Below are 21808 nucleotides of genomic sequence, written 5' to 3'. Positions count from 1 at the left end.
TTCGTTCAGTAGTTGCCTGTCATGCAGGCTGTCGGGCACAACGCCGGTTCAGTGCTCTATCGGAAACGGTTGCCCCAGCGCTACCCAGTCCCGGTAAAGCCTGGCGCGTTCCTCCAGCGCCGCGAATATCGCAAACGGATTGTCCGCATCCATCTCCGCCACCTCGACATCTTGAGTCAGTCTCGCCCAAAGCTGCTCAGAAGCATCTGCCTGGCCGAGCAGTTGCCAGACCCGCGCCTGCAGCGACAGATAATCCACCCGGAAATCCGCGGTCAATACCAGGCCATCCAGCACTCTTAAAAAGCGCTCGCCCTGCGGTCTTGCTGCCAAACGCTCCCAGATCAATCGTCTGGCCTGCCGCTGTTCTTCGCTGCCCTCGCGCAACCAATCAACAACGTTGCCGTGGGAGAGGCCAAGGTCACTCAACCACAGATTGATTCCGGTGCGCTTGCGGTGCTCCACGATTCGCAACAACGTATCTTCGTCGCTCAACGGATTGCCCTGCAAGAGAACGCGGTCACGGCTGATGGCCTGGTTGATGACGGCGGGAGGCACCCGGGTTATCCGGTTAGCCCGCAAGTCCAGCCGATTCAGATACGGCTGATCCATGCTGATAAGCGGACATGCGCTGATCCGCGTGTTTCTCAGGTTCAGCGAACGCAGCTCATTCATTCCCAGCACTACTGGCGGTACCATTAGCGGGTTTTCACTCAAATTGAGTGTCTGCAACTGAACCAACTCACAAAACTGCCCAGCCGTGCTCTCCCTCAATCGCATTTCGGTACTTTGCAGATTCAGCGAAGTGAGATGACGCAACTGCGCAATGGCGGGAGGCAACGAACTTTCCAGTTCGCCATCAATGTTCGGCAGTCGAAGATCGAAGCCTTGCAGATTCAAAGTGCGCAGATTAGGAAAAGACTCCAGGAAGCCATTCAGGCTTTCACGTTCGAACAGGTGAAAACCTTGCATCGTTAACTCGCTCACATCCAAGAGGCGAACATTGAGCGTGGGCAATCGATGGAAGTCTTCAAAGTCCATTTCCATCCTGAACCCCGTCAAGTGAGAGCCTGAATAGTGGCTGCCCTGCTCCGGGTCTCGCTTTTGCCAGATGGCGATCATTTCATCTGCCAGTTCGGTTCGGGTCTCGACCTCGTACCTGATCACTTCCTGCAGCATCGCCACATTACGGGCTGAGATCTGCGCCTGGGTCAGCCCTTGCGTTCCTTCTTCGCCGGGAACCAGAAAATCAATGTCCATGTCGGCGGCGTCGTTTGTGGCCTGATCGACCCAACTGCTCAAGTCGGTGTGCAACTGCTGGAGTTGCTGCTTCAACCCATCGATGTGGGCCTGAGCGCCAGCACCTGCCCGTTGCAATACCTGATCGGCATCGGCACTGGAAAACTCGGGATAAACCTCCTTGAGTTGCAACCTCATCATTTCATGGTTCATCGATTCGCCCTGGGCTGTCTGCGGAAAGCCACCTCCCCTGAGCCCTTGGGGCTTGAACGGCAGCTTGCTATCCATGCGCTGCAACCCTTGCATGTAATCACTTCTGGACATTGCCCGATCAGCGAGCTTGAGTCGCAGTTCACTTGCCGGATCACGTGATGTCAATTGCAACGCCGAACGTTCATCGTCCGACAACAAGCCGAGCAGCGCCGTATACAAGTCGGTTTTCCGGTCCCGGAGCCGATAGTGCTTTTCGCTCTTTATCAACTGTCGGACATCCGTTGTAACGGGAGCTCCGATACGGTCCAGTACCCGCCCGCTGGTCGACTCGTCGAGGAGGTCGATTCGCAGACTTTGTGGCCAACCGGGTAGATTATCCAGTGAATGCAAGGCCAGTGTGTCCGACTCCGGGTTGAGCACCGAACGCAAGTACAGCCCCTCATAGGCGCGATTGAGCCGCACGTGCTGCTGATACTGGCGGGCCTTGCTGTCCAGGCGCTTGAACACGTGCCTGGCCTCGCTTACATCGGGCGCCGTGCCAATATCCACTCCATAGCGATCGAGCATTTGTTCGATCGCTCCTGTCGGCAACCCAGGGTATTGCTGTTGAAACAACCGGACCCATTCATTCCCTGATTGCTGGAGCAATCGATAACGGCTATCGAAAAGCTCGGGTTGACCGGCCAGGCCAAGCTCCTGATCGATCCTGAAGCGGCTGATCGTATCGGCCAGCAAAGGCGTCGGTGGGCGCCCTTGCTGCATCAGGCGCAGCATGTCGTCGTCGACCGCGCTGACCTTGGCGATTTGCGCCAGCATTTCATCACTGAATGAAGCCACCGACGGGCCGATGCCACGCAGGAGCGCCACCCGGGTCGGAACGGGAACAGCCGATGGCCGGGCGGGTTCCACCACTGGCGACACTGCCTCGGTTTCGCCCGGGCCCCGTGGCGGTTTAGCCAAGTCGTCGATGTCAGCTGCCTCGCGCTCTACCAAAGCCGCGCCGCCAGCCATCGGCAGCGCATTGAGCAAGCCGAACACCGTGCGCGTAACGCCCTCGGATCGCTCATTGGCAGTTTTACCATTCACGGCCTGATCCAGTCCGTAGCCGGCATCAATCAGCCCGGCCAGCGCGAGCAAGCCCTCACCGCCCGGCACAAACAACGCCAAGGCACCGAAGCGGTTGATCCATTGCACAAGCGGCTCGACGAAGGCACTCAAGTTGTCACGGTTGACCTGGGCGTCGTCACGAATGGTTTCCACCCCTGCCTGCGCGGCGCGCTTCATGCAGAGCACCAGTTGCGCGAAGGGATCAGTGGCCGCGCCAGCCTGCTCGAAGCCTATGTACTCGGCCGGATCCCAAGGCCCGTCGTTGTTGAACCAGCCGGCGGTTTTTGTCAGCCAGTGAGTGTCCGGGTATTGAGCCATCGCTTCCAGCGCGGTCAGTACCCCGGCATGAAAATTGCCATCCGTACGATCGTTTTCGGCATAGTGCTGCGCCACGGTGTGCCTGGTGTCTTCGGACCTGCCCTGCGCCACCACCCAGCGTTGCATTTGTGCGGCGTCCGAAAACTCGTGAAAGGGTGATGAATTGCCGGGTATGTAGAACAGAATTCTCGAGCCATTGCGCTCGCGGTATGTCCAGATATCCGTTGCGGTGTAGCGATACACCTCAAGCCGCCCGGCCATGATCGAGTTGGGCATACGGGTCGCTGCCTGCATCTGTTCGAACGTCAATTTGTCCCAGGTTTGACCAGCCGGTAATCCCGCGGCTTGCAGGGCCAGTTCCAGGCCCTTCTGGCTCAGACTGTTTTCGTGGCGCTGCAAAAACGCATTCATGACAAACGCGGCCTTGACCGAAGTTCGCAGCGCATAGGCATGGCTGGCGGTAATTGCCGTATCCGATGGCCAGGCTCGGTCAAGGTACGCCTGATACAGATCCTTGAGTTCCAGGGTCCAGACCCAGTGCTTGAAGTCCGCGGGCCTCAGGGCGATTTGTGTTTGTGGTCCGTAGGTTTGCGGCACGGTGCGGCGATAGATGCCTTCATAGGTGCTGTGATTGCCGCTGCCGCGCAGGGCGAACTCGTCAACGTGCTCGACAATCCGCACCGAAGGCCCGATGTCGTGCGGGGTGACCAGGCCGAAAGCGTTTTCACCGAAGCGGTCGTCACCGACCTTCTGGTAATTGCCCAGCAACGCCTGGATCAGGGTCTGGGATTTGAATATTTGACCTTGATGGATGCCATCCTGTGGCGGATGGCCCTGGTAGTTGTAATCAAGCGTGACCAGCACGGCTGTTTGCGGATCAATGTAGCGCCCCCATTTTTCATGGAACAGTTGCTTCGCAAAATCGGCGGGGGTTTGTGGCATCGAGCTGTTGAAGGCTGTCTGCAGTTCGTCACGCATCCGGGGCGCGGGAGCCGCGACAGCGCTGAGGGTCGGGTCAGGTACGGGGGTATTCATGGGCAGTCCATTGCAGTCATAAATGAATGACGACAGTAAACCTGCCCGAGTCGGCGGGAAGTCGGAAAGATCCTGAACCGGCGAGGAAAAAATCAGCAGAGCAGAAAGAAACCGCCCCTCCAGAACAAAGAAACCGGGATTTACCCGGTCTCAATGTGTTTCACGTCGCAGTGGCGCCTTCGCACGCCTGCTTGCCGTTACCAGAAGCGTTGCTGGGTCAACCGGCTCCACCAACTGAGCAGGACGCGATCGACCGAGCCACTGGCCGCCATGCCGATACGTTCCGGCAGGCTTTTGCGCTCGGCATAGTGCAAGTGATAAAGCTCGGACTGCTTTGCGCGCTCGGCGAGGTACTCGTCGCTGGTCTTGAGCTCGTCCACCAGTTGCTTGTCGAGCGCCGCGACGCCGAGCCAGATTTCACCGGTCGCCACTTCGTCGATCGCCAGTTGCGGGCGATAGCGGGACACGAAGTTCTTGAACAGTTGATGGGTGATGTCCAGGTCTTCCTGAAACTTTTCCCGGCCCTTTTCGGTGTTTTCGCCGAATACCGTCAAGGTGCGCTTGTACTCGCCGGCGGTGAGGACTTCGAAGTCGATATCGTGTTTTTTCAGCAGGCGATTGACGTTGGGCAACTGCGCCACCACACCGATCGAGCCGAGGATCGCGAACGGCGCACTGATGATCTTCTGACCGATGCACGCCATCATGTAGCCACCGCTGGCGGCGACCTTGTCGATGCACACGGTCAGGGGCACGCCGGCCTCACGGATACGCGCCAGCTGCGAGGACGCCAGGCCGTAGCTGTGGACCATGCCGCCGCCGCTTTCCAGACGCAGTACCACTTCGTCCTTCGGTGTGGCCAGGGTCAGCAAGGCGGTGATTTCGTGGCGCAGGCTTTCGGTGGCTGAAGCCTTGATGTCGCCGTTGAAATCCAGCACGAACACCCGGGGCTTGGCCTCGGGCTTCTTCTTCTGTTTTTTCTCGGTTTTACTCTGGGACTTGCGCAGGGCCTTGAGCTGCTCCTTGTCGAGCAGGGTTTGCTCCAGGCGCTCGCGCAGCCCTTTGTAGAAATCATTGAGCTTGCTGACCTGCAACTGGCCCGACGACTTGCGCCGCCCCTTGCTGCGCAACGCCGCAAAGCTGGCCAGGACCACCAGAATGGCGATCACCAGGGTCACGGTCTTGGCCAGGAAAATGGCGTACTCGGACAAAAACTCCACAGGGACTCCTTAAACAATGCGCGGCTGGAACGCGCGGGATACCTCCAGCATACCCATGCACCGGCCTTGCGACCAGTCGTGAAACCTCTGGCAACAGGCCTGTAACGAGCATTTCAAACAAGCGTATGTTTTTTCATTGACAGCTCACCGCCATCCTCATAACCTCGCCAAACCTTCAACGTACCGGGACGACGCGGACGTGGGCAGCATCTACTTGATTCGACATGGCCAGGCCTCCTTCGGTGCAGACGACTATGACGTCCTGTCGCCCAACGGTATTCGTCAGGCAGAAATCCTTGGTCGACACCTGGCCGAACTCGGTATCAGCTTCGATCGCTGCCTGGCGGGCGACCTGCGCCGCCAGCAACACACGGCCACCAGCGCGCTGGAGCAATTCGCGGCGGTGGGCCTGCCGGTGCCGATCCTGGAGACCGATTCGGCCTTCAACGAGTTCGATGCCGATGCGGTGATTCGCGCCCTGCTCCCGGCGATGCTGCCCGACGAACCTGAAGCCTTGAACGTTCTGCGCAACGCGGCGCACAACCGTGCCGAGTTCCAGCGCATCTTCGCCCTGATCATCGAGCGCTGGCTCGCCGGTACCTACGACACGCCGGGCCTGGAAAGCTGGTTGGGTTTTGTCGAGCGCGTCCAGGCCGGACTGCATCGAATCCTCGACCAGGCCGACAACACCCAGAAAATCGCCGTGTTCACTTCCGGCGGGACCATCACCGCCCTGCTCCACCTGATCACGCAAATGCCTGCACGGCAGGCTTTTGAATTGAATTGGCAAATCGTCAACACTTCGCTCAACCACCTGAAGTTCCGTGGTCGCGAAGTGGCCCTGGCTTCCTTCAACAGTCATGCGCACCTGCAACTGCTGAAGGCCCCGGAACTCATCACGTTTCGCTGAGTCCGGATTATTGTGACCCTGGCTGTAACCACTCAGCTCTAATAACTCAAGAAAGGATCGAACCATGACCTCCGTAGCTGATGCCGTACAAGCAATGAAAGCCAAGTTCAACCCAGCCGCTGCTGCCGGCCTGGACCTGGTCTTCGGTTTCCGCATCGACGACACCAAGAACTTCTCGCTGATCGTCAAGGACAGCACCTGTGAGCTGCAAGAAGGCGAAAACCCGGACGCACAGGTCACTCTGGTGATGGACGGCGAAACCCTGGAAGGCATCGTCAGCGGCGAAACCGACGGCATGCAAGCGTTCATGGGCGGCAAACTGCGCGCTGAAGGCGACATGATGCTGGCAATGAAACTGTCCGAGCTGTTCCCGGCCTAAGCATGCCGCTCCCGGTTCCCGGGGGCACGTACGCTGGCAAACGAATCCCGCCCTAATGGCGGGATTCGTCGTTTTCCAGCCTAGAAATACTCTTACAATGCCTGCACACCCCACACCGGCCAGCCCATGGACATCGACCTCGCCCGCACCTTCCTCGAAATCGTCCGCCACGGCAGCCTTGCCGCGGCCGCTGAAAAACTCCACGTGACCCAGACCGCGATAACCGCGCGGGTGCAGAAACTGGAAAGCCAGCTGGGCAGCACACTGTTTGTGCGCAATCGCGCCGGGGCGCGCCTGACAGCCAATGGTGAAGCCTTCGTGGTGTATGCCAATCAACTGGTCGAAACCTGGGAAGCCGCGCGCCGGGATCTGCCGTTGCCCGAGGGTCTGCGTGACGTGCTGCACATCGGCGGCGAGGTCAGCCTGTGCAACCCGCTGATGCTCGGCTGGGCCGGCCAATTGCGTGAGAAAATACCCAGCCATGCCTTGCGCATGGAAATCCGTGACGGTGAAAACCTGTTGCGGCAACTGGAGCTGGGGGTTCTGGATGCAGCACTGGTCTACCAACCCGAATACTGGCCACGGCTGCAGGTCGAGCAAATTCTCGAAGAAAAGCTCATCCTGGTGCGCTCAGTCGAACGGCCCGATCCCTACGTGTACATCGACTGGGGAGCGGACTTCCGGCGCCGGCATGACGCCGCCCTGCCGGAAAAAGCCAAGGCGGCGCTGAGCTTCAATCTCGGCCCGCTGGGCTTGCAGTACATCCTCGAGAACGGCGGCAGCGGCTATTTCCGTACCCGCGTCGTGCAGAGTTATCTGCAAAGCGGCGTGCTGGAACGTGTGCCCCGGGCGCCCGAGTTCAGTTACCCGACCTATCTGGTCTACTCCCGCGACCGCGACTCACCCACCTTGCAACGGGCCTTCGACCTGCTGCGCGAGGTCATCGACTCGCACGAGGACTGGTCGCAACGCTGGGACCCGCTGAGCTGAATGCGCTGCGCACCGGAGCATGGCCGTTGTGTCGTCCAGGTTAGCGCAATCAACACGCCGGAATCGACTAATCTGCAGGAGAGAACAGTAACGTCAGGTGATTGCAGTGAGGCAGACCACCGAAGCATTCCGCAGCCGCTACCGTGCCGACATTCATCCCCTCTACAACCCCTGGCTGCACGGCGCCTTTGTCCTGTTCTTCGGAGTGCTGGCCATCAGTGTTTTCTGGAGCACCGTGCATCAGGTACTGCCTCTGCAATGGCTGGCTGTGCCTGTAACCCTGTTGTTCTGCAACCTTGGGGTGTATCTGGTGCATCGTCATCTGGGACATCATAAAAAACCATACGCCCGGCTGTTTTATGCCCGCCATGCCGGCGACCATCACAGTTTTTTCGCCCCCGGCCACATGACCTACAACAGCGCCCGCGACTGGCGGGTGATCCTGTTCCCGGCGTGGCTGATCGTGCTGCACACCCTCGTCATCACCCTGCCCCTGTGGTGGTTGCTCAAGCAACTGGATGCCAACGTCGCCGGGTTGGTCGGCGGCTGCCTGGTCCTCGGATATTTGGCCTACGAGGTGTTTCACGCCTGCGAGCACTTGCCGCCGCACAACCCGCTCACGCGGTTGCCGTGGATCCGCCAGATGCGTCGCCTGCATGAACTGCATCACCGTCGCGAGTTGATGCAGGAGCGTAATTTCAACATCGTTTTCCCACTGATGGACTATCTGTTCGGCACCCTCTATTGGGAGCCTGAACCCCTCGACCCGACGAGAACGCCCATGACCCGCATGCAGCACCAGACCGTCGTCGCCGCGCCCCCGATCGCCGTGCTTGCCTACGCCAGCACCGTCGCCCTTTGGCCGCAGTGGCATCCGTCATCGCTGCGCATCGATGGGCCGAAAGGCCCGTTACATGCCGGGGCGCGCTTCGAGGAAGACATCCGCGCCGGCGGGCGCGATGGGCACCTGAGCTGGGAGGTGACGCAGTACCTGCCCGGACGGCGCTGGTGCGCGCGGGCGCAAGGTGATCATGGCCTGTCGCTGCTGCTGACTTACGAGTGCGAAGCCGAGGGTGACAGCACCCGGTTTGTGCGCACCTTGCACTACCAGTTCAGCGGCCTGGCGATGCGGATTGCCAACCGGCTGCTGCTCAAGCGCCGAATCGATCACGAATCCGCAGCTTCCATGCTGGCCTTGCGCGAAATGGCGCACCAACACCTCAACGGAGTCAGCGCGTGAAGTGGCGACACATCGTATTACCGGTGTTCATCGCCATCGGCGGCTTCCTGCTGCTGATGCCGACCAAGGTCAAGCCAGTGGCCTGGACGCCGCAACCGGCGCCCTCCCTCAGCACCGGAGCGTACGCCGACAACCAGCGCCTCAAAGCCGTGGAGCGCGTTGGCGCGGCCGACATCGACGGGCCGGAAGCCTTGCTGCTGGAGGGCGACACATTGCTCACTGGCCTGCACGACGGCCGCCTGATCCGCACCAGCCTGGACGGCAAGAGCACCAAGGTCCTGACCGATACCGGCGGCCGACCGCTGGGCCTGGCCCGACATCCCAATGGTTTGCTGGTGATCGCCGATGCGGTCAAAGGCTTGTTGTCGCTGGATGCCCAGGGGCAGTTGGTCGCGCTGAGCACCGAGGCCGGCGGCGTGCCGTTCGGTTTCACCGACGACGTGGCCATCGACAAGCCCGGTCACTACGCCTACTTCAGCGATGCCTCCAGCCGCTTCGGCTATGGCCACGACGGCGAAGCCATCCTCGAGCACGGCGGTGACGGCCGTTTGCTGCGCTACGACTTCCAGACCGGCAAAACCTCGGTCCTGCTGGATAAACTGCAGTTCGCCAATGGCGTGACCCTGGGCCCGGAAGATGCGTTCGTGCTGGTCAATGAAACCGGCGCCTATCGCATCAGCCGCTACTGGCTCAGCGGGCCGAAGGCGGGCACCCATGATCTGTTCATCGATAACCTGCCTGGCCTGCCAGACAACCTGTCGTTCAACGGTCATGACCGTTTCTGGGTGGCGCTGTATGCCCCGCGCAATGCGCTACTCGACGCCACTGCAGCGCATCCCTTCGTACGCAAGATGATCGTACGGGCGATGACCGTGCTGCCCAAGCCCGTCGAGAAACGTGCCTTTGCCCTCGGCCTGGACCTTGAGGGCAAGGTGATTGCCAATTTGCAGGATGCCGGCAGTGACAATTACTCGCCAGTCACCACCGTGCGTGAGTACGGAGACTGGTTGTATTTCGGTTCACTCAAGGCAAGGTACATGGTGCGGTTGCCTTTGAGTAAGGCGTTGCAGTAAAGCAACGCCCGTAGTGACGCCATCGCCGGCAAGCCGGCGCCTACGAGGGTTCGTTACCTTCATCCTCCGGCAATTCATCGATGCCCGGCTCCTCCTCGGGATTGACCGTGGTGTGCTGCGGGCTCAAGGGTTCGGGATGGGTGGGCATCGGGTCGTAGCCACCGGTTTGTTCGCTGGGGAATTTGGGGTCGGTCATGGGGCACCTCGCATAGAGCCGTAAAATTGCGTCTCTGAACATTCGAGGTGCCGGTTTTGATCGCCGTTCCAACTTTTCAGTCACCAGCCGTCGGCGGCAGATGACTTAACGTCAGGAGCTGGCCTGGAGTTGCTGGACGATCTTGTCCTTGACCTGCAAGCGCTTTTCCTTGAGTTTTTTCAGCGCGTCATCGCTGGGGGCGTCCGATGTCGCGGTCTCGGCCTTGACCACGTCGGCATCGGCCTGGGAATACTTGTTCAGCAGTGAATCCAGTAACGGATCCTTGGTGCGTTTTTGCTGGATCTCTTCCTTCGTGCAGCGTAAATCCTGATAAAGGTCATGGGTCACCGGCATGGAACACCTCCGTTTGTTGATCGGCAGCGAAACGCGATCAATTGCGTTCACCAACTATCAGAATGGCCTTGGTTAGCCGGTTCTGTCGACCACCTGTCAGACCAGCGGCCTCCGTTCGTCGTCCTGTCGCAAATGCGATAAAACCTTTACCGGTAAAAACGCCTCCACAGCATAACGATCAATCGATCGGCCATAAAAACCTGTGTGGAGAATGACCAATGGACGGATTCAACTTGCGCCACCTCGCCCTGGCTGTCGCCCTGAGCACCAGCATGGGCAGCGCTTTTGCTGCCACTTCCAATGACTTCGTCGACAATGCCGCCGCCGGTGGCATCGCGGAAATCGAAACTAGCCGCCTGGCCCTGGAAAAAAGCCAGTCGGCCGACATCAAGGCATTCGCCAACATGATGATCACCGATCATTCCAAGGCCAACGATGAACTGGCGACCCTGGCGAAAAAGCACGATATCGAGGTTCCGGATACCACGACTCTGGTTAAGCAGGCCAAGGAGAAGCTACTCGACATGCGCGACGAGTCCTTCGATTCGGCCTACGCCAACAACCAGGTCAAAGCCCACGAAGACACTATCGAGTTGTTCAAGAAGGAAGCCAACACGGTGACCGACGACAAGACCAAGGGCGCCACCGAACTCAAGGCCTTTGCGCAAAAAATGCTGCCTGCGCTGGAGAAACACCTGGCCATGGCGAAAAAGCTCCAGGCCGCCCACCCGGACAAGTAGCGTCCCCCTGCACTAAAACAGCCGCCTGTTCTGGCGGCTTTTTTTTTTCTGGCGACTGAACATCTTCACTGGAAACAGCCCTTTGCGCCTGCGAAAGACTAAAAAAAACAGATCGCAGGCTTCACAAGCTCCTACAGTTGCTGTGAGCAAATTCAAATTCCTGCAAAAAACGAACAACTATTTCATCCGGCAAATGTCACTGCATTGCGCCGGCCGTTTTTTGGCAACCGGGCCCACACTTTCAAGGAGTTAAAGTCTCATGGCGGCACTGCAAACCAGCACTCTCGATGCGATGAACAAAAGCCAGGCGCAACTGATTGCCGAATGGTCCAAAAGCCTGGAAAACAGTGGGGCCACACGCAATCTCAAAGACGCGGACCTGAGGCAGCAGACCTCGGAGTTCCTGCAACTACTGGTTAGCGGACTGCAGGAGGGCAATGGACAGAACGTGGCAGCGCCGGGCTGGGACGCGATTCGGCAGTTCCTCGAAAAGCTCTCCCACAGCCGCGCCCTGCTCGGCCAGGATTCGCACCAGACCGCCAGTTTCATCTTTTCCCTCAAGGGCCCGGTGTTCGCCCTGCTGCAAAATCATTACCAGGACAGCCCGGCATTGCTGGCCGAACAGCTCTGGGAAGTCTCCCAACTGCTCGACGCCTTGGGCATGCACACCATTCGTACCTTCCAGAAGTCCCGGGAAGCGGTGATCAAGCGCCAGCAGGAAGAGTTGCTCGAGCTGTCGACCCCGGTGGTCAAGCTCTGGGACGGTGTACTGGCCCTGCCGATGATCGGCACCCTCGATTCGCAACGCACCCAGGTGGTGATGGAGTCGCTGCTGCAACGAATCGTCGACACCGGTTCGGAAATCGCCATTATCGACATCACCGGCGTACCGACTGTCGATACGCTGGTGGCCCAGCACCTGCTCAAAACCGTGACCGCGATTCGCCTGATGGGTGCCGATTGCATCATCAGTGGCGTGCGCCCACAGATCGCCCAGACCATCGTGCACTTGGGCCTGGACCTGCAAGGCGTGGTGACCAAAGCCAACCTGGCCGATGCCCTGAAGCTGGCCCTGACCCGCCTGGGATTGACTGTCGGCAAGGCGGGCTGAGCCCATGGAACGTATTCCCATATTGCAGATGGGCGACTTTCTGCTGGTGACCATTCAGGTCGACATGCATGATCAACTGGCCCTGACCTTGCAGGACGACCTGTCCGAGCGCATCAGCAGAACCTCAGCCCGTGGCGTACTGATCGACATTTCGGCGCTGGACATGGTCGACTCGTTCATTGGCCGAATGATCGGCACCATCTCCGGGCTGTCGAGCATCATGGATGCCCAGACCGTACTGGTCGGCATGCAGCCAGCGGTCGCCATTACCCTGGTGGAACTGGGCCTGACCCTGCCCGGCGTCCGGACTGCGCTGAATGTCGAGCGCGGGATGAAACTGCTGCAGGACCGAGTACAAGAACAATGACCGTGCGCAGCAGCGGCACCCAGCCCATTCAAATTGAACAGGACGTCGTGCTGGCGCGCCAGACCGCGCGCAAGCTGGCCCAGGAGTGCGGCATGCGGCTGATCGACCTGACCAAACTGGTCACCGCGGTCAGCGAGCTGGCGCGCAATACCATGGTCTACGGCGGCGGCGGTGATATGGATTGGCAGATCCTCGACGAAGAATCACGCACCGGCCTGCGCCTGACCTTCCGCGATGAAGGACCGGGCATCCCGGACATCAAGCTGGCGCTGACCGATGGCTGGACCTCAGGCTCCGGACTGGGCCTGGGCCTGACCGGTGCCAGGCGGCTGGTGGAAGAGTTCGAACTCGATACCGCGCCGGGCAAAGGCACTCGCGTAACGATCACCCGATGGACATGAATATCGGCAGAATGAACATCGGCAGCTCCCTGACCCAGGTGCTGGCGATCGAAGACAGCAGCCAGGTCGGTCACGCCCGCCGCACCGCCCAACAGCTGGCGCAAAGGCACGGTTTTGATGAGACCGACGCCGGGCGTGTCGCCCTGGTCGCCACCGAACTTGCCAGTAACATTCTCAAGCATGCGGCATGCGGTGAAATTCATCTGCGGGTCTTGCCCCGTGCATCGGGCGCGGGCATCGAGATACTGGCCGTCGACCGTGCCCAGGGCTTCGACCTGCAGGCCTGTCTGAGCGATGGCTTTTCCACGGGGGGTACCCAGGGTATCGGGCTGGGGGCGATTTCACGTCAGGCGCAAGTCTTCGATGCCTACGCCGATTCCCGGGGCGCCGTGCTGTTGGCCCGGCTGTATCCGCGCGAAGACAAGAGACCGGACCAACGCATGGGCGTCAGCCAGCATTCGTTACGCAACGATCCGGCCTGTGGCGATATCTGGCACGTAGCTTATGACGGATCGCGCATCAGTGCCCTGGTGATCGATGGCCTGGGGCATGGCGAAGACGCTGAACTGGCGGCCCGGGCGGGGGAGAAAGTGTTCGCAACCTCATCATTCAATGCGCCGCTTCTGTTGCTCGAAGACATTCACCAGGCCATGAACGGCACGCGCGGAGGTGCCCTGGCCATTGCCCAGTTTGACGCCCATCGCAATGCGCTGAACTACGTCGGTATAGGCAACATCGGCGCCTGCCTGATAGCCCCGGACCGATCCCGTGGCCTGGCCTCCCATCCCGGCATCGTTGGCGGGCAATATCGAAAGGCGCAACCCTTTGACTATGCTCAAGTGAATGGACAACTTTTGATTATGTACAGCGACGGTTTGCAGTCTCGTTGGAACCTGCAGGATTACCCCGGTCTGGTGTACCGGCATCCGGCCGTGATTGCCGCTTTGTTGCACCGCGACTTCTGTCGCGGGCGGGACGATGTCACGGTGCTGGTGATAGCTCTGGAGGCCTCCCATGGCTGAGTCACCCCTGATTGAGCTTGCTGATCAAGCCGCACTCATTGCGCAGTTGCAGGGCGAAGCCGCCGCGTTGCGCGAAGAACTGGATGAAACCAACCAGGGCGTGCTGGCGCTGTATGCCGAACTCGATACCCAGGCCGAACAGTTGCGCCAGGCCTCGGACCTCAAAAGCCGGTTCCTGTCGTACATGAGCCACGAGTTTCGTACGCCGCTTGGCTCGATTCTGAGCATCGCCAGCCTGCTGAGTGATGAACTGGACGGTCCGTTGAGCCCCGAGCAGCACAAACAGGTAACCTTCGTCAGTACTGCCGCGCGGGAACTGAGCGACATGGTCGACGATCTGCTTGACCTTGCGAAGATCGAGGCCGGGCGCATCACCATCTCACCCGCCTGGTTCGACATGTTCGACCTGTTCGCCGCGCTGCGCGGGATGTTCCGGCCGATTGTCGACGCCAGCGCCGTGGACCTGATTTTCGAGGAACCGGTGGGCCTGCCGCGCCTGTACACCGACGACAAGAAGCTCGCGCAGATCCTGCGCAACTTCATCGCCAATGCGCTGAAGTTCACCACCCGAGGTGAAGTCAGGATTTCGGCGCAGCTACAAAACAACACCCACGTGCGTTTTGCCGTCAGCGACACCGGTATCGGTATCGCCGAGTCGCTACATGGTGCATTGTTCGAAGACTTCTCCCAGGTCGATTCACCGCTGCAAAAGCGGCTGCGCGGTACCGGGCTCGGATTGTCACTGTGCAAACGCTTCGCCATCCTGCTCGGTGGCGAGGTCGGGATGCAAAGCGCTCCAGGTGTAGGCTCGACCTTTTTCGTGATCATCCCGCTGGCCATCGCCATGGAGCCTGCCGATGAAACGTGACCTGCGCTTGCTGGTCGTCGACGACAACGTTGCCACGCGCTACGCCTTGCGCCGGCGCCTGGAACGTCACGGTTACGAGGTACTCGAAGCCGGCACGGGTACCGAGGGCCTGGAACTGATCGCCAGCGTAACCTTCGACGCCCTGGTACTCGACGTCAACCTGCCGGACATGAGCGGTTTCGACATCGTGCGCAAACTGCGCGCCGACCCTGCCACCGCCCTGCTGCCGGTGATTCACGTGTCGGCGGCATCGATCCAGACTGGCGACATCATCACCGGCCTGGACGCCGGTGCCGATGCGTACCTGATCCACCCCGTCGACCCGGATGTACTGCTGGCCACCCTGCGCACCCTGCTGCGGGTACGGGATACCGAAAACGCCCTGCGCGAAAGCGAGGCGCGGTTTCGCGAGATTTTTGTCAACGTTTCGGCGCCCATTGCGGTGCTCGATGCTCAACTCAAGGTCCACGAATGCAATCACGCATTCACGCAACTGGTGCAGGACAACCGTGAACCGGACACCCTGCACGAGTGTTTTGCCGACGACCAGGATAGCGTGATCGAAGAGCTGCGCCTGCGCCTGGCCTATGGCGAGCGTTGGAAAGGCACCCTGAACATGCGGGTGCTGGGTGAAACCCGCGAAACCGAATGGCAGATTTCACCCTATCGCACTCCGGAACTGAGCCTGGTGTTCGTCGAGGACGTCACCGAGCACCGCCACCGCGAACGCTCGCACCTGGCCCGGCTGGACGACGCCACCACCCAGTTGGCCAGGGAAGTCGCTGAACGCGCGCGCACCGAAGCGCAACTGCTGCAAGTGCAGAAAATGGACGCCCTGGGCAAATTGACCGGAGGCATCGCCCATGACTTCAACAACTTGCTCACCGGCATCATCACTAGCCTGGAGCTGATCCAGAAACGCGCCGCCGAATCGCGCACCGACAAGGTCGGGTTCTACGCCGAAGCGGCACTGAGCTCGGCCATGAGCGCCGCGTCCCTGACGCATCGCCTGTTGGCGTTCGCCCGCCAGCAGCCACTCGATACCCGGCCCGTGGATATCAACGAACACATCCGCTCTCTCGAAGAATTGCTGGTGCGCACCATCGGCGAACGCATCACTCTGAAGCTGGAATTGACGTCCAAGCCAGCCATCGCGCTGGTCGATCCGATCCAGCTCGAAAGTGCCATGCTCAACCTGGTGATCAACGCGCGCGATGCCCTGCCCCAGGGTGGCAACATCTGGGTCAACACCTATGCCGCCTTCTCCCATGGCGACCCGAACCTGGCCGATGGCGCCTACGTCGCACTGTCGGTACGCGATGACGGCACCGGCATCGACCACAGCGTGATCGGCAAGGTATTCGACCCGTTCTTCACTACCAAACCCCTGGGCCAGGGGACCGGGCTCGGGCTGTCGAGCATCTATGGTTTCGCCCGGCAGTCGGGAGGCGATGCGCACATTCGCAGCGTGGCGCGGCGCGGCACCGAAGTGACCATCATGTTGCCGGCCAGCTCCGCCCCCACCGTGAGCCAGCTGGAACCCGTCAGCGTCGATCCCCAGGGTGCCGGTGAACATGTCTTGATCGTCGAAGATACAGCGTCGGTGCGTTTGTTCGTGGCTGAGGTGTTGGCGGATGCCGGCTACCGTTGCACCCAGGCGGGCGACATCGAGAGCGCCCTGGAGCGCCTGCAGAACGACCGGTCAATCGACCTGCTGCTGACCGATGTCGGCCTGCCGCGCATGAGCGGCCGCGAACTGGCGGATGTCGCGCGGGGCTGGCGTGAAACATTGCCGATCCTGTTCATGACCGGTTATGCGGAAACCGCGATCAATCGCCAGGTATTCCTCGGCGACGGCATGGAAATGCTGATCAAGCCGTTCCAGATCAATGAGCTGCTGGACAAGGTACGGCGCACGATTGATGGTGCATGACGGATAGCTTTCGCGAGCAAGCCCGCTCCCACACGGGACCTGTAGCGTTCCCGAATCCCTGTGGGAGCCGGCTTGGTCCGGACGGCGTTCCGACGATGAGGTGAGGAAGAACACCTCCATTTCAAGCCAGTTCAAGAGCCTTGGCCAAAAACGGCGCCGTGCGGCTCTTCTTGCTTTTGGCGACTTTCTGCGGAGTTCCGGCGACCACCACCCTGCCACCCTGATCCCCCGCGCCCGGGCCAATGTCGATCACCCAGTCACTCTGCGCCACCACGCGCATTTCATGTTCGACGACAATCACCGTGTGACCCGCCGTCACCAGCGTATTGAGCTGTTCCAGCAACCGGTCGACGTCGCGAGGGTGCAAGCCGGTGGTGGGTTCGTCGAGCACGTATAGCGTCGCCCCGCGCTGATTGCGTTGCAGTTCGGTGGCCAGTTTGATGCGCTGGGCCTCACCACCCGACAACTCGGTCGCCGGCTGACCAAGACGCAGGTAACCCAGGCCGATATCGCGCAGCACCTCCAGCGATCGACGTATGGACGCCTGCTCGGCGAACACCTCGACCGCTTCGTCCACCGTCAACTGCAACACCTGGGCAATGTTGCGTCCCTGCCAACTGATCGCCAGGGTCTGGGGGTTATAACGGGCACCGTGACAGGTCGGGCATGGCGCATAGACGCTGGGCATGAACAACAACTCGACGCTGACAAAGCCCTCGCCTTCACAGGGCGCGCAGCGCCCCTTGGCGACGTTGAAGGAAAACTGTCCGGCGTCATAGCCCGCCGCCTGCGCCTCGGCTGTGGCGGCATACAGCTTGCGCACGTTGTCGAACAGCCCGGTGTAGGTCGCAAGGTTGGAGCGCGGCGTACGGCCTATGGGTTTCTGGTCGACCTGGACCAGGCGCTTGATCGACGCCAGCCCGCCAGTGACCTGGCCACCACTGACTTGCGGCGAATCGTCTTCCAGACTCAACTCCTGCGCTTCGCTCTCGCTCGCCGGGCGCCCGAGATGGCTGCCGACCAGCTCCAGCAATGCCTGGCTGACCAGACTCGATTTCCCCGAGCCCGACACACCGGTCACTGCGGTAAAACAGCCAAGGGGGAATTCGACGCTGAGGTTGTTCAGGTTATTGCGGGTGACACCTTCCAGGCGCAGCCAGTCGCCGGGCTTGCGATTGCTCGCCGATTGGCTGCGCTGTCCGGCGAACAGATAATCGCGGGTCTGCGAGTCCGGCACATCCGCCAGCCCGGCCGGCGGGCCGCTGTACAGCACCCGTCCACCCTTCTCGCCTGCCGCCGGACCGACATCGATCAACCAGTCGGCGCGACGCATGGTTTCCAGGTCATGCTCGACCACGAACAGGGTATTGCCCGCCGCTTTCAGGCGTTGCAGGGCTTCGAACAACGCTTCGCCATCCGCCGGGTGCAGGCCGGCCGAAGGCTCGTCCAGCACGTAAATCACCCCGAACAACTGCGAACCCAATTGCGTTGCCAGGCGCAGGCGCTGCAACTCGCCGGACGACAAGGTCGGCGTGCTGCGTTCCAGGGCCAGGTAACCGAGGCCAAGATCGGTCAGGGTGCTGACCCGCTCCAGCAAGTCCTGGGCGATGCGTTGCGCGGCCAGGCGTTTTTCCACGGACAGGTTCGGCGTGTGGCGCACATCCGGGGCGTTGGCGTGACCACTGGCCCCGTGGGCCACGCGCTGTTCACGGGCCTCGCGGGTCTGGCTGTGAGTCAAGACTTCGCCCGTCTCATCGCCCTGTTCAGGATAATCCTCGGCCGCCACCGGCCTGAGGACTTGCGCGACCTGCAGCAACGGCATTTGTGCCAGTTCGCCGATGTCGTAGCCGGCAAAGGTCACCGACAGCGCCTCGCGCTTGAGGCGTTTGCCATCGCACAACGGGCAGGGACTGCCGAGCATGAACTGCGCGACTCGCTTCTTCATCAACGCACTCTGGGAGTGGCTGAAGGTGTGCAGGATGTACCGCCGCGCGCCGGTGAACGTGCCTTGGTAGCTGGGCTCCATTTTGCGCTTGAGGGCGACTCGGGTCTCCTGCGGTGTAAGCCCGGCGTAGACTGGCACCGTCGGGGTTTCTTCGGTGAAGAGTATCCAGTCGCGCTGTTTTTTCGGCAGGTCGCGCCAGGGAATATCGACGTCGTAGCCCATGGTCACCAGAATGTCGCGCAGGTTCTGGCCCTGCCAGGCCAGGGGCCAGGAAGCAACGGCACGCTGGCGTATGGTCAGGCTCGGGTCCGGGACCATCAGCGCCTCGGTGACTTCATACACCCGGCCCAGGCCGTGGCATTGCGGGCAGGCGCCTTGCGGGGTGTTTGGCGAAAAGTCTTCGGCATACAGCATCGGCTGTCCCGGCGGGTAACTGCCAGCCCGGGAGTACAGCATGCGGATCAGGCTCGACAAGGTCGTCACGCTGCCCACCGAAGAACGCGTGCTCGGCGTGCCTCGTTGTTGCTGCAAGGCCACTGCCGGCGGCAACCCCTCAATGGAATCCACATCCGGCACGCCGACCTGATCGATCAGGCGCCGCGCGTAAGGCGCCACGGATTCGAAATAGCGGCGTTGCGCTTCGGCATACAGGGTCGAGAACGCCAGTGACGACTTCCCCGAGCCGGATACCCCGGTGAACACCACCAGGGCATCGCGGGGGATATCCACATCGACATTCTTGAGGTTGTGTTCCCGGGCGCCGCGCACCCTGACCATGCCGGAGAGAGAGTTGCCGGTACGTTTGGAAGTCATCGAATCGCCTTGTTGGAAACTGAAAGAACACGATCATAATGTGGGAGCGGGCTTGCTCGCGAAGGCGGTGTATCAGTCACTATGAGTGTTGAATGACACTGCGCCTTCGCGAGCAAGCCCGCTCCCACATTTCGATCGTGGTCAACCTTTGAGCACTGTACGGATCATCTGTGTCAGTGCTTCAGGGCTATAAGGTTTGCTCAGCAAGTGGGTATCCGGGCTGAGCTGATGGTTGCGCGAGATGATGTCGCGGGTATGCCCGGAGGTAAACAGCACCGCCACCGGTGGCTCCTGCACTTTCGCCCAGGCGGCCAGCTCCGGACTCTTGATCAGGCCGGGCATGACCACGTCGGTGAAAATCAGGTCTACCTGCGCACCTTCCAGCAAGATTTGCATGGCGGCATCAGCATGGGTAGCCGTCAGGATCTCATAACCTTCATCGCGCAGTAACTCGACCACCGACGCCCGCACCGCGTCATTGTCCTCGACTACCAGGATGCGCTCATGCCCGCCCCGTTGCTCTACGTTGGGGTTCGGCGCGTCACTTGCAGCCAGACGCAAGGTGCGGGGGAAATACATTTGCACCCGGGTGCCCTGCCCGACCTCGCTGGCAATCTCGATATGCCCGCCGCTCTGCTTGACGAAACCGAAGACCATGCTCAAACCCAACCCGGTACCCTGACCGTCGGCTTTGGTAGTGAAGAAAGGCTCGAACGCCTGGGCCAGTACCTGCGGCGCCATGCCGACACCGCTGTCGGCAATTGACACGCGCACGTAGTCCCCGGCGACGATGCCTTTGCCGGTGCAGAACTCGCGGTCCAGGGTGATGTTTTCGGTACAAAGATTGATCGTTCCTTCACCGTGCATGGCGTCCCGGGCATTGATGGCCAGGTTGAGGATGGCGTTTTCCAGCTGATTGCGATCGACAAACACCTGCCATGGCGCCTTCGGAGCGCTCATATGCACCTGAAGGGTTTCGCCCAATGCACGTTGCAACAGCTCTGCCAGGCCATCGAAAATCTGCCGCAGCGTAAACACGGCTGGCGACAATGGCTGGCGCCGGGCGAACGCGAGCAGTTGCGAGGACAGCTTGGCCCCGCGCTCCACCGCGGCAATCGATGCCGCGACCCGGCGCTGCACATTGGCGTTGTCGGGTTCATGGCGCGCCAACAGGTGCAGGTTGCCAGCGATTACCTGCAACAGATTGTTGAAGTCATGGGCCACGCCACCGGTCAAGCCGCCGATGGCTTCGAGCTTCTGCGACTGACGCAATTGCTCTTCCGCCGTCAGGCGGGCCTCGACCTCATTGGCCACTCGCTGTTCAAGATTACGGGTGAACCTGAGCAGGGATTCTTCGGCGATCTTGCGTTCATGAATATCAATAAGTACGCCGGGAAAACGAAACGCTTCGCCCTGCTCGTTGAACTCGCAACAGCCACTGGCGAGTACCCAGAGATAACTGCCGTCCGGGCGCTGAATGCGGTATTCCACATTGTAGGGTTCGCCGGTATCAACCGACAGCTTGACCCGCTCCTGAACCCAGTTGCGGTCGTCCGGATGGATCCGCGCATCGGCGACTTCCTGGGACAGGTTGGCCAGGTCTTGCCCGGGTGGGTAGGAGAACGTGCGCACGAATCGCTCATCACCGGACAAGAGATTGGCCTTGATGTCCCAGACGAACGAACCGAGCAAGGCCCCGGCATTGAGCGCCAGGCGCACCCGTTCATTGTCGGCGCGATAGGCGTCTTCGGCCGCCTGGCGGCGCCGTTCGGAAATCACCCGTTCAGTGGTCTCCACCACCATGGCCATGACCCCGGCCGGATACCCCTGGTCATCGGAGACCGGGCTGTAGTAGAGGTCCATCCACACTTCTTCCGGCACCCCGGCACGCAGCAGCACCAATTCTTTATTGCGATAGGACAAGGTGCCGCCCGCCAGGCAGGTATCAACCACATGGCGGTTGAATTCGGCGACTTCCGGCCAACCCAGCTCTACCGGCGAACCCAACAGATAAGGATGACGGCCACCGGCGAACTTTGAATAGGCGTCGTTGTAGATCATGTACCCGGACCGCCCCCAGAGCATCACCATCGGCAGCGGTGACGCAAGCATCATCTGCACCGCGCTGTTCAGGCTTTTCGACCAGCTATCGAGCTTTCCCAGCTCGGTCCGGCTCCAGTCGAACGCACGAATGCGCCCAGCCATTTCGCCGCTCCAGCCGGCACACCCGTGGCTATCTTCTAGAAACTGCATCGGTTGCTTTATCCCGGTCATCCACACCCGTTTGATTCGAGCGTCGCGCACGCAATTCGTTTCATAGAGGTATAGCTGATTCAC

At 60.7% G+C, this 21808-nt stretch carries 18 protein-coding genes; 12 read left to right on the top strand and 6 right to left on the bottom strand.

Annotated features, from left to right (window positions below; genetic code table 11):
* Positions 1-48 precede the first annotated feature (48 nt).
* On the bottom strand, positions 49-3909 hold the full coding sequence (locus tag AC07OG_RS09270; protein ID WP_495066834.1) for a dermonecrotic toxin domain-containing protein: 3861 nt from the start codon (positions 3907-3909) through the stop codon (positions 49-51).
* A gap of 197 nt (positions 3910-4106) precedes the next feature.
* Positions 4107-5129: a protease SohB gene (sohB, locus tag AC07OG_RS09265; RefSeq protein ID WP_060540604.1), complete on the bottom strand. Its 1023-nt coding sequence runs from the start codon at positions 5127-5129 to the stop codon at positions 4107-4109.
* Between the two features lie 199 nt (positions 5130-5328).
* Here sohB and AC07OG_RS09260 point away from each other — a divergent pair, with 199 nt between their 5' ends.
* From AC07OG_RS09260 to AC07OG_RS09240, 5 genes are all read left to right on the top strand, one after another.
* Positions 5329-6039, top strand: a complete 711-nt coding sequence (locus AC07OG_RS09260) for a histidine phosphatase family protein (RefSeq protein ID WP_060540603.1) — start codon at positions 5329-5331, stop codon at positions 6037-6039.
* A gap of 64 nt (positions 6040-6103) precedes the next feature.
* Complete coding sequence (locus AC07OG_RS09255; protein WP_008154977.1) at positions 6104-6418, top strand: SCP2 sterol-binding domain-containing protein; 315 nt, start codon at positions 6104-6106, stop codon at positions 6416-6418.
* Positions 6419-6544: 126 nt separating this feature from the next.
* Positions 6545-7408 carry a LysR family transcriptional regulator gene (locus AC07OG_RS09250; protein WP_495066833.1) on the top strand — a complete coding sequence of 288 codons (864 nt, stop codon included), beginning with the start codon at positions 6545-6547 and terminating at the stop codon, positions 7406-7408.
* A gap of 106 nt (positions 7409-7514) precedes the next feature.
* Positions 7515-8648: an SRPBCC family protein gene (locus AC07OG_RS09245; RefSeq protein ID WP_495066832.1), complete on the top strand. Its 1134-nt coding sequence runs from the start codon at positions 7515-7517 to the stop codon at positions 8646-8648.
* On the top strand, positions 8645-9721 hold the full coding sequence (locus AC07OG_RS09240; RefSeq protein WP_495066831.1) for an SMP-30/gluconolactonase/LRE family protein: 1077 nt from the start codon (positions 8645-8647) through the stop codon (positions 9719-9721). The genes AC07OG_RS09245 and AC07OG_RS09240 overlap by 4 nt, the downstream gene beginning before the upstream one ends.
* A 40-nt stretch (positions 9722-9761) precedes the next feature.
* Here AC07OG_RS09240 and AC07OG_RS09235 read toward each other — a convergent pair whose 3' ends face one another.
* Together AC07OG_RS09235 and AC07OG_RS09230 are read right to left on the bottom strand one after the other, a co-directional pair.
* The gene (locus AC07OG_RS09235) at positions 9762-9917 is read right to left on the bottom strand and encodes a hypothetical protein (protein ID WP_495066830.1); all 156 of its coding nucleotides are present in this window, start codon (positions 9915-9917) and stop codon (positions 9762-9764) included.
* A gap of 111 nt (positions 9918-10028) precedes the next feature.
* The gene (locus AC07OG_RS09230; RefSeq protein ID WP_060540600.1) at positions 10029-10271 is read right to left on the bottom strand and encodes an HP1242/YdcH family protein; all 243 of its coding nucleotides are present in this window, start codon (positions 10269-10271) and stop codon (positions 10029-10031) included.
* 218 nt (positions 10272-10489) lie between these two features.
* On the opposite strand from AC07OG_RS09230, the gene AC07OG_RS09225 reads away from it, so the two are divergent.
* The 7 genes from AC07OG_RS09225 (at position 10490) to AC07OG_RS09195 (ending at position 16713) form a co-directional block, all read left to right on the top strand.
* Positions 10490-11011, top strand: coding sequence for a DUF4142 domain-containing protein (locus tag AC07OG_RS09225; RefSeq protein WP_218423214.1), 522 nt, complete (start codon positions 10490-10492; stop codon positions 11009-11011).
* Between the two features lie 259 nt (positions 11012-11270).
* The gene (locus AC07OG_RS09220) at positions 11271-12122 is read left to right on the top strand and encodes an STAS domain-containing protein (protein ID WP_060540598.1); all 852 of its coding nucleotides are present in this window, start codon (positions 11271-11273) and stop codon (positions 12120-12122) included.
* A 4-nt stretch (positions 12123-12126) separates the two neighbouring features.
* Entirely contained in the window at positions 12127-12489 is a 363-nt protein-coding gene (locus tag AC07OG_RS09215; protein WP_218423216.1) for an STAS domain-containing protein, read from the top strand.
* Positions 12486-12890, top strand: a complete 405-nt coding sequence (locus AC07OG_RS09210; RefSeq protein WP_060540596.1) for an anti-sigma regulatory factor — start codon at positions 12486-12488, stop codon at positions 12888-12890. Before AC07OG_RS09215 ends, AC07OG_RS09210 begins: the two co-directional genes overlap by 4 nt.
* Before the next feature lie 11 nt (positions 12891-12901).
* The gene (locus AC07OG_RS09205; RefSeq protein WP_495066915.1) at positions 12902-13912 is read left to right on the top strand and encodes an ATP-binding protein; all 1011 of its coding nucleotides are present in this window, start codon (positions 12902-12904) and stop codon (positions 13910-13912) included.
* On the top strand, positions 13905-14780 hold the full coding sequence (locus AC07OG_RS09200) for a sensor histidine kinase (RefSeq protein WP_218423217.1): 876 nt from the start codon (positions 13905-13907) through the stop codon (positions 14778-14780). Before AC07OG_RS09205 ends, AC07OG_RS09200 begins: the two co-directional genes overlap by 8 nt.
* Entirely contained in the window at positions 14770-16713 is a 1944-nt protein-coding gene (locus AC07OG_RS09195) for a PAS domain-containing hybrid sensor histidine kinase/response regulator (protein WP_060540593.1), read from the top strand. Before AC07OG_RS09200 ends, AC07OG_RS09195 begins: the two co-directional genes overlap by 11 nt.
* A 121-nt stretch (positions 16714-16834) precedes the next feature.
* Here AC07OG_RS09195 and AC07OG_RS09190 read toward each other — a convergent pair whose 3' ends face one another.
* Together AC07OG_RS09190 and AC07OG_RS09185 are read right to left on the bottom strand one after the other, a co-directional pair.
* Complete coding sequence (locus AC07OG_RS09190; RefSeq protein WP_495066829.1) at positions 16835-19471, bottom strand: excinuclease ABC subunit UvrA; 2637 nt, start codon at positions 19469-19471, stop codon at positions 16835-16837.
* A gap of 141 nt (positions 19472-19612) precedes the next feature.
* Complete coding sequence (locus tag AC07OG_RS09185) at positions 19613-21724, bottom strand: hybrid sensor histidine kinase/response regulator (protein ID WP_495066828.1); 2112 nt, start codon at positions 21722-21724, stop codon at positions 19613-19615.
* Positions 21725-21808 lie beyond the last annotated feature (84 nt).

This window comes from Pseudomonas sp. GW821-FHT09H03 (assembly GCF_059415945.1).
The sequence above is the reverse complement of the archived record's forward strand: the minus strand, read 5'-3'. Positions and strand labels throughout refer to the sequence as shown.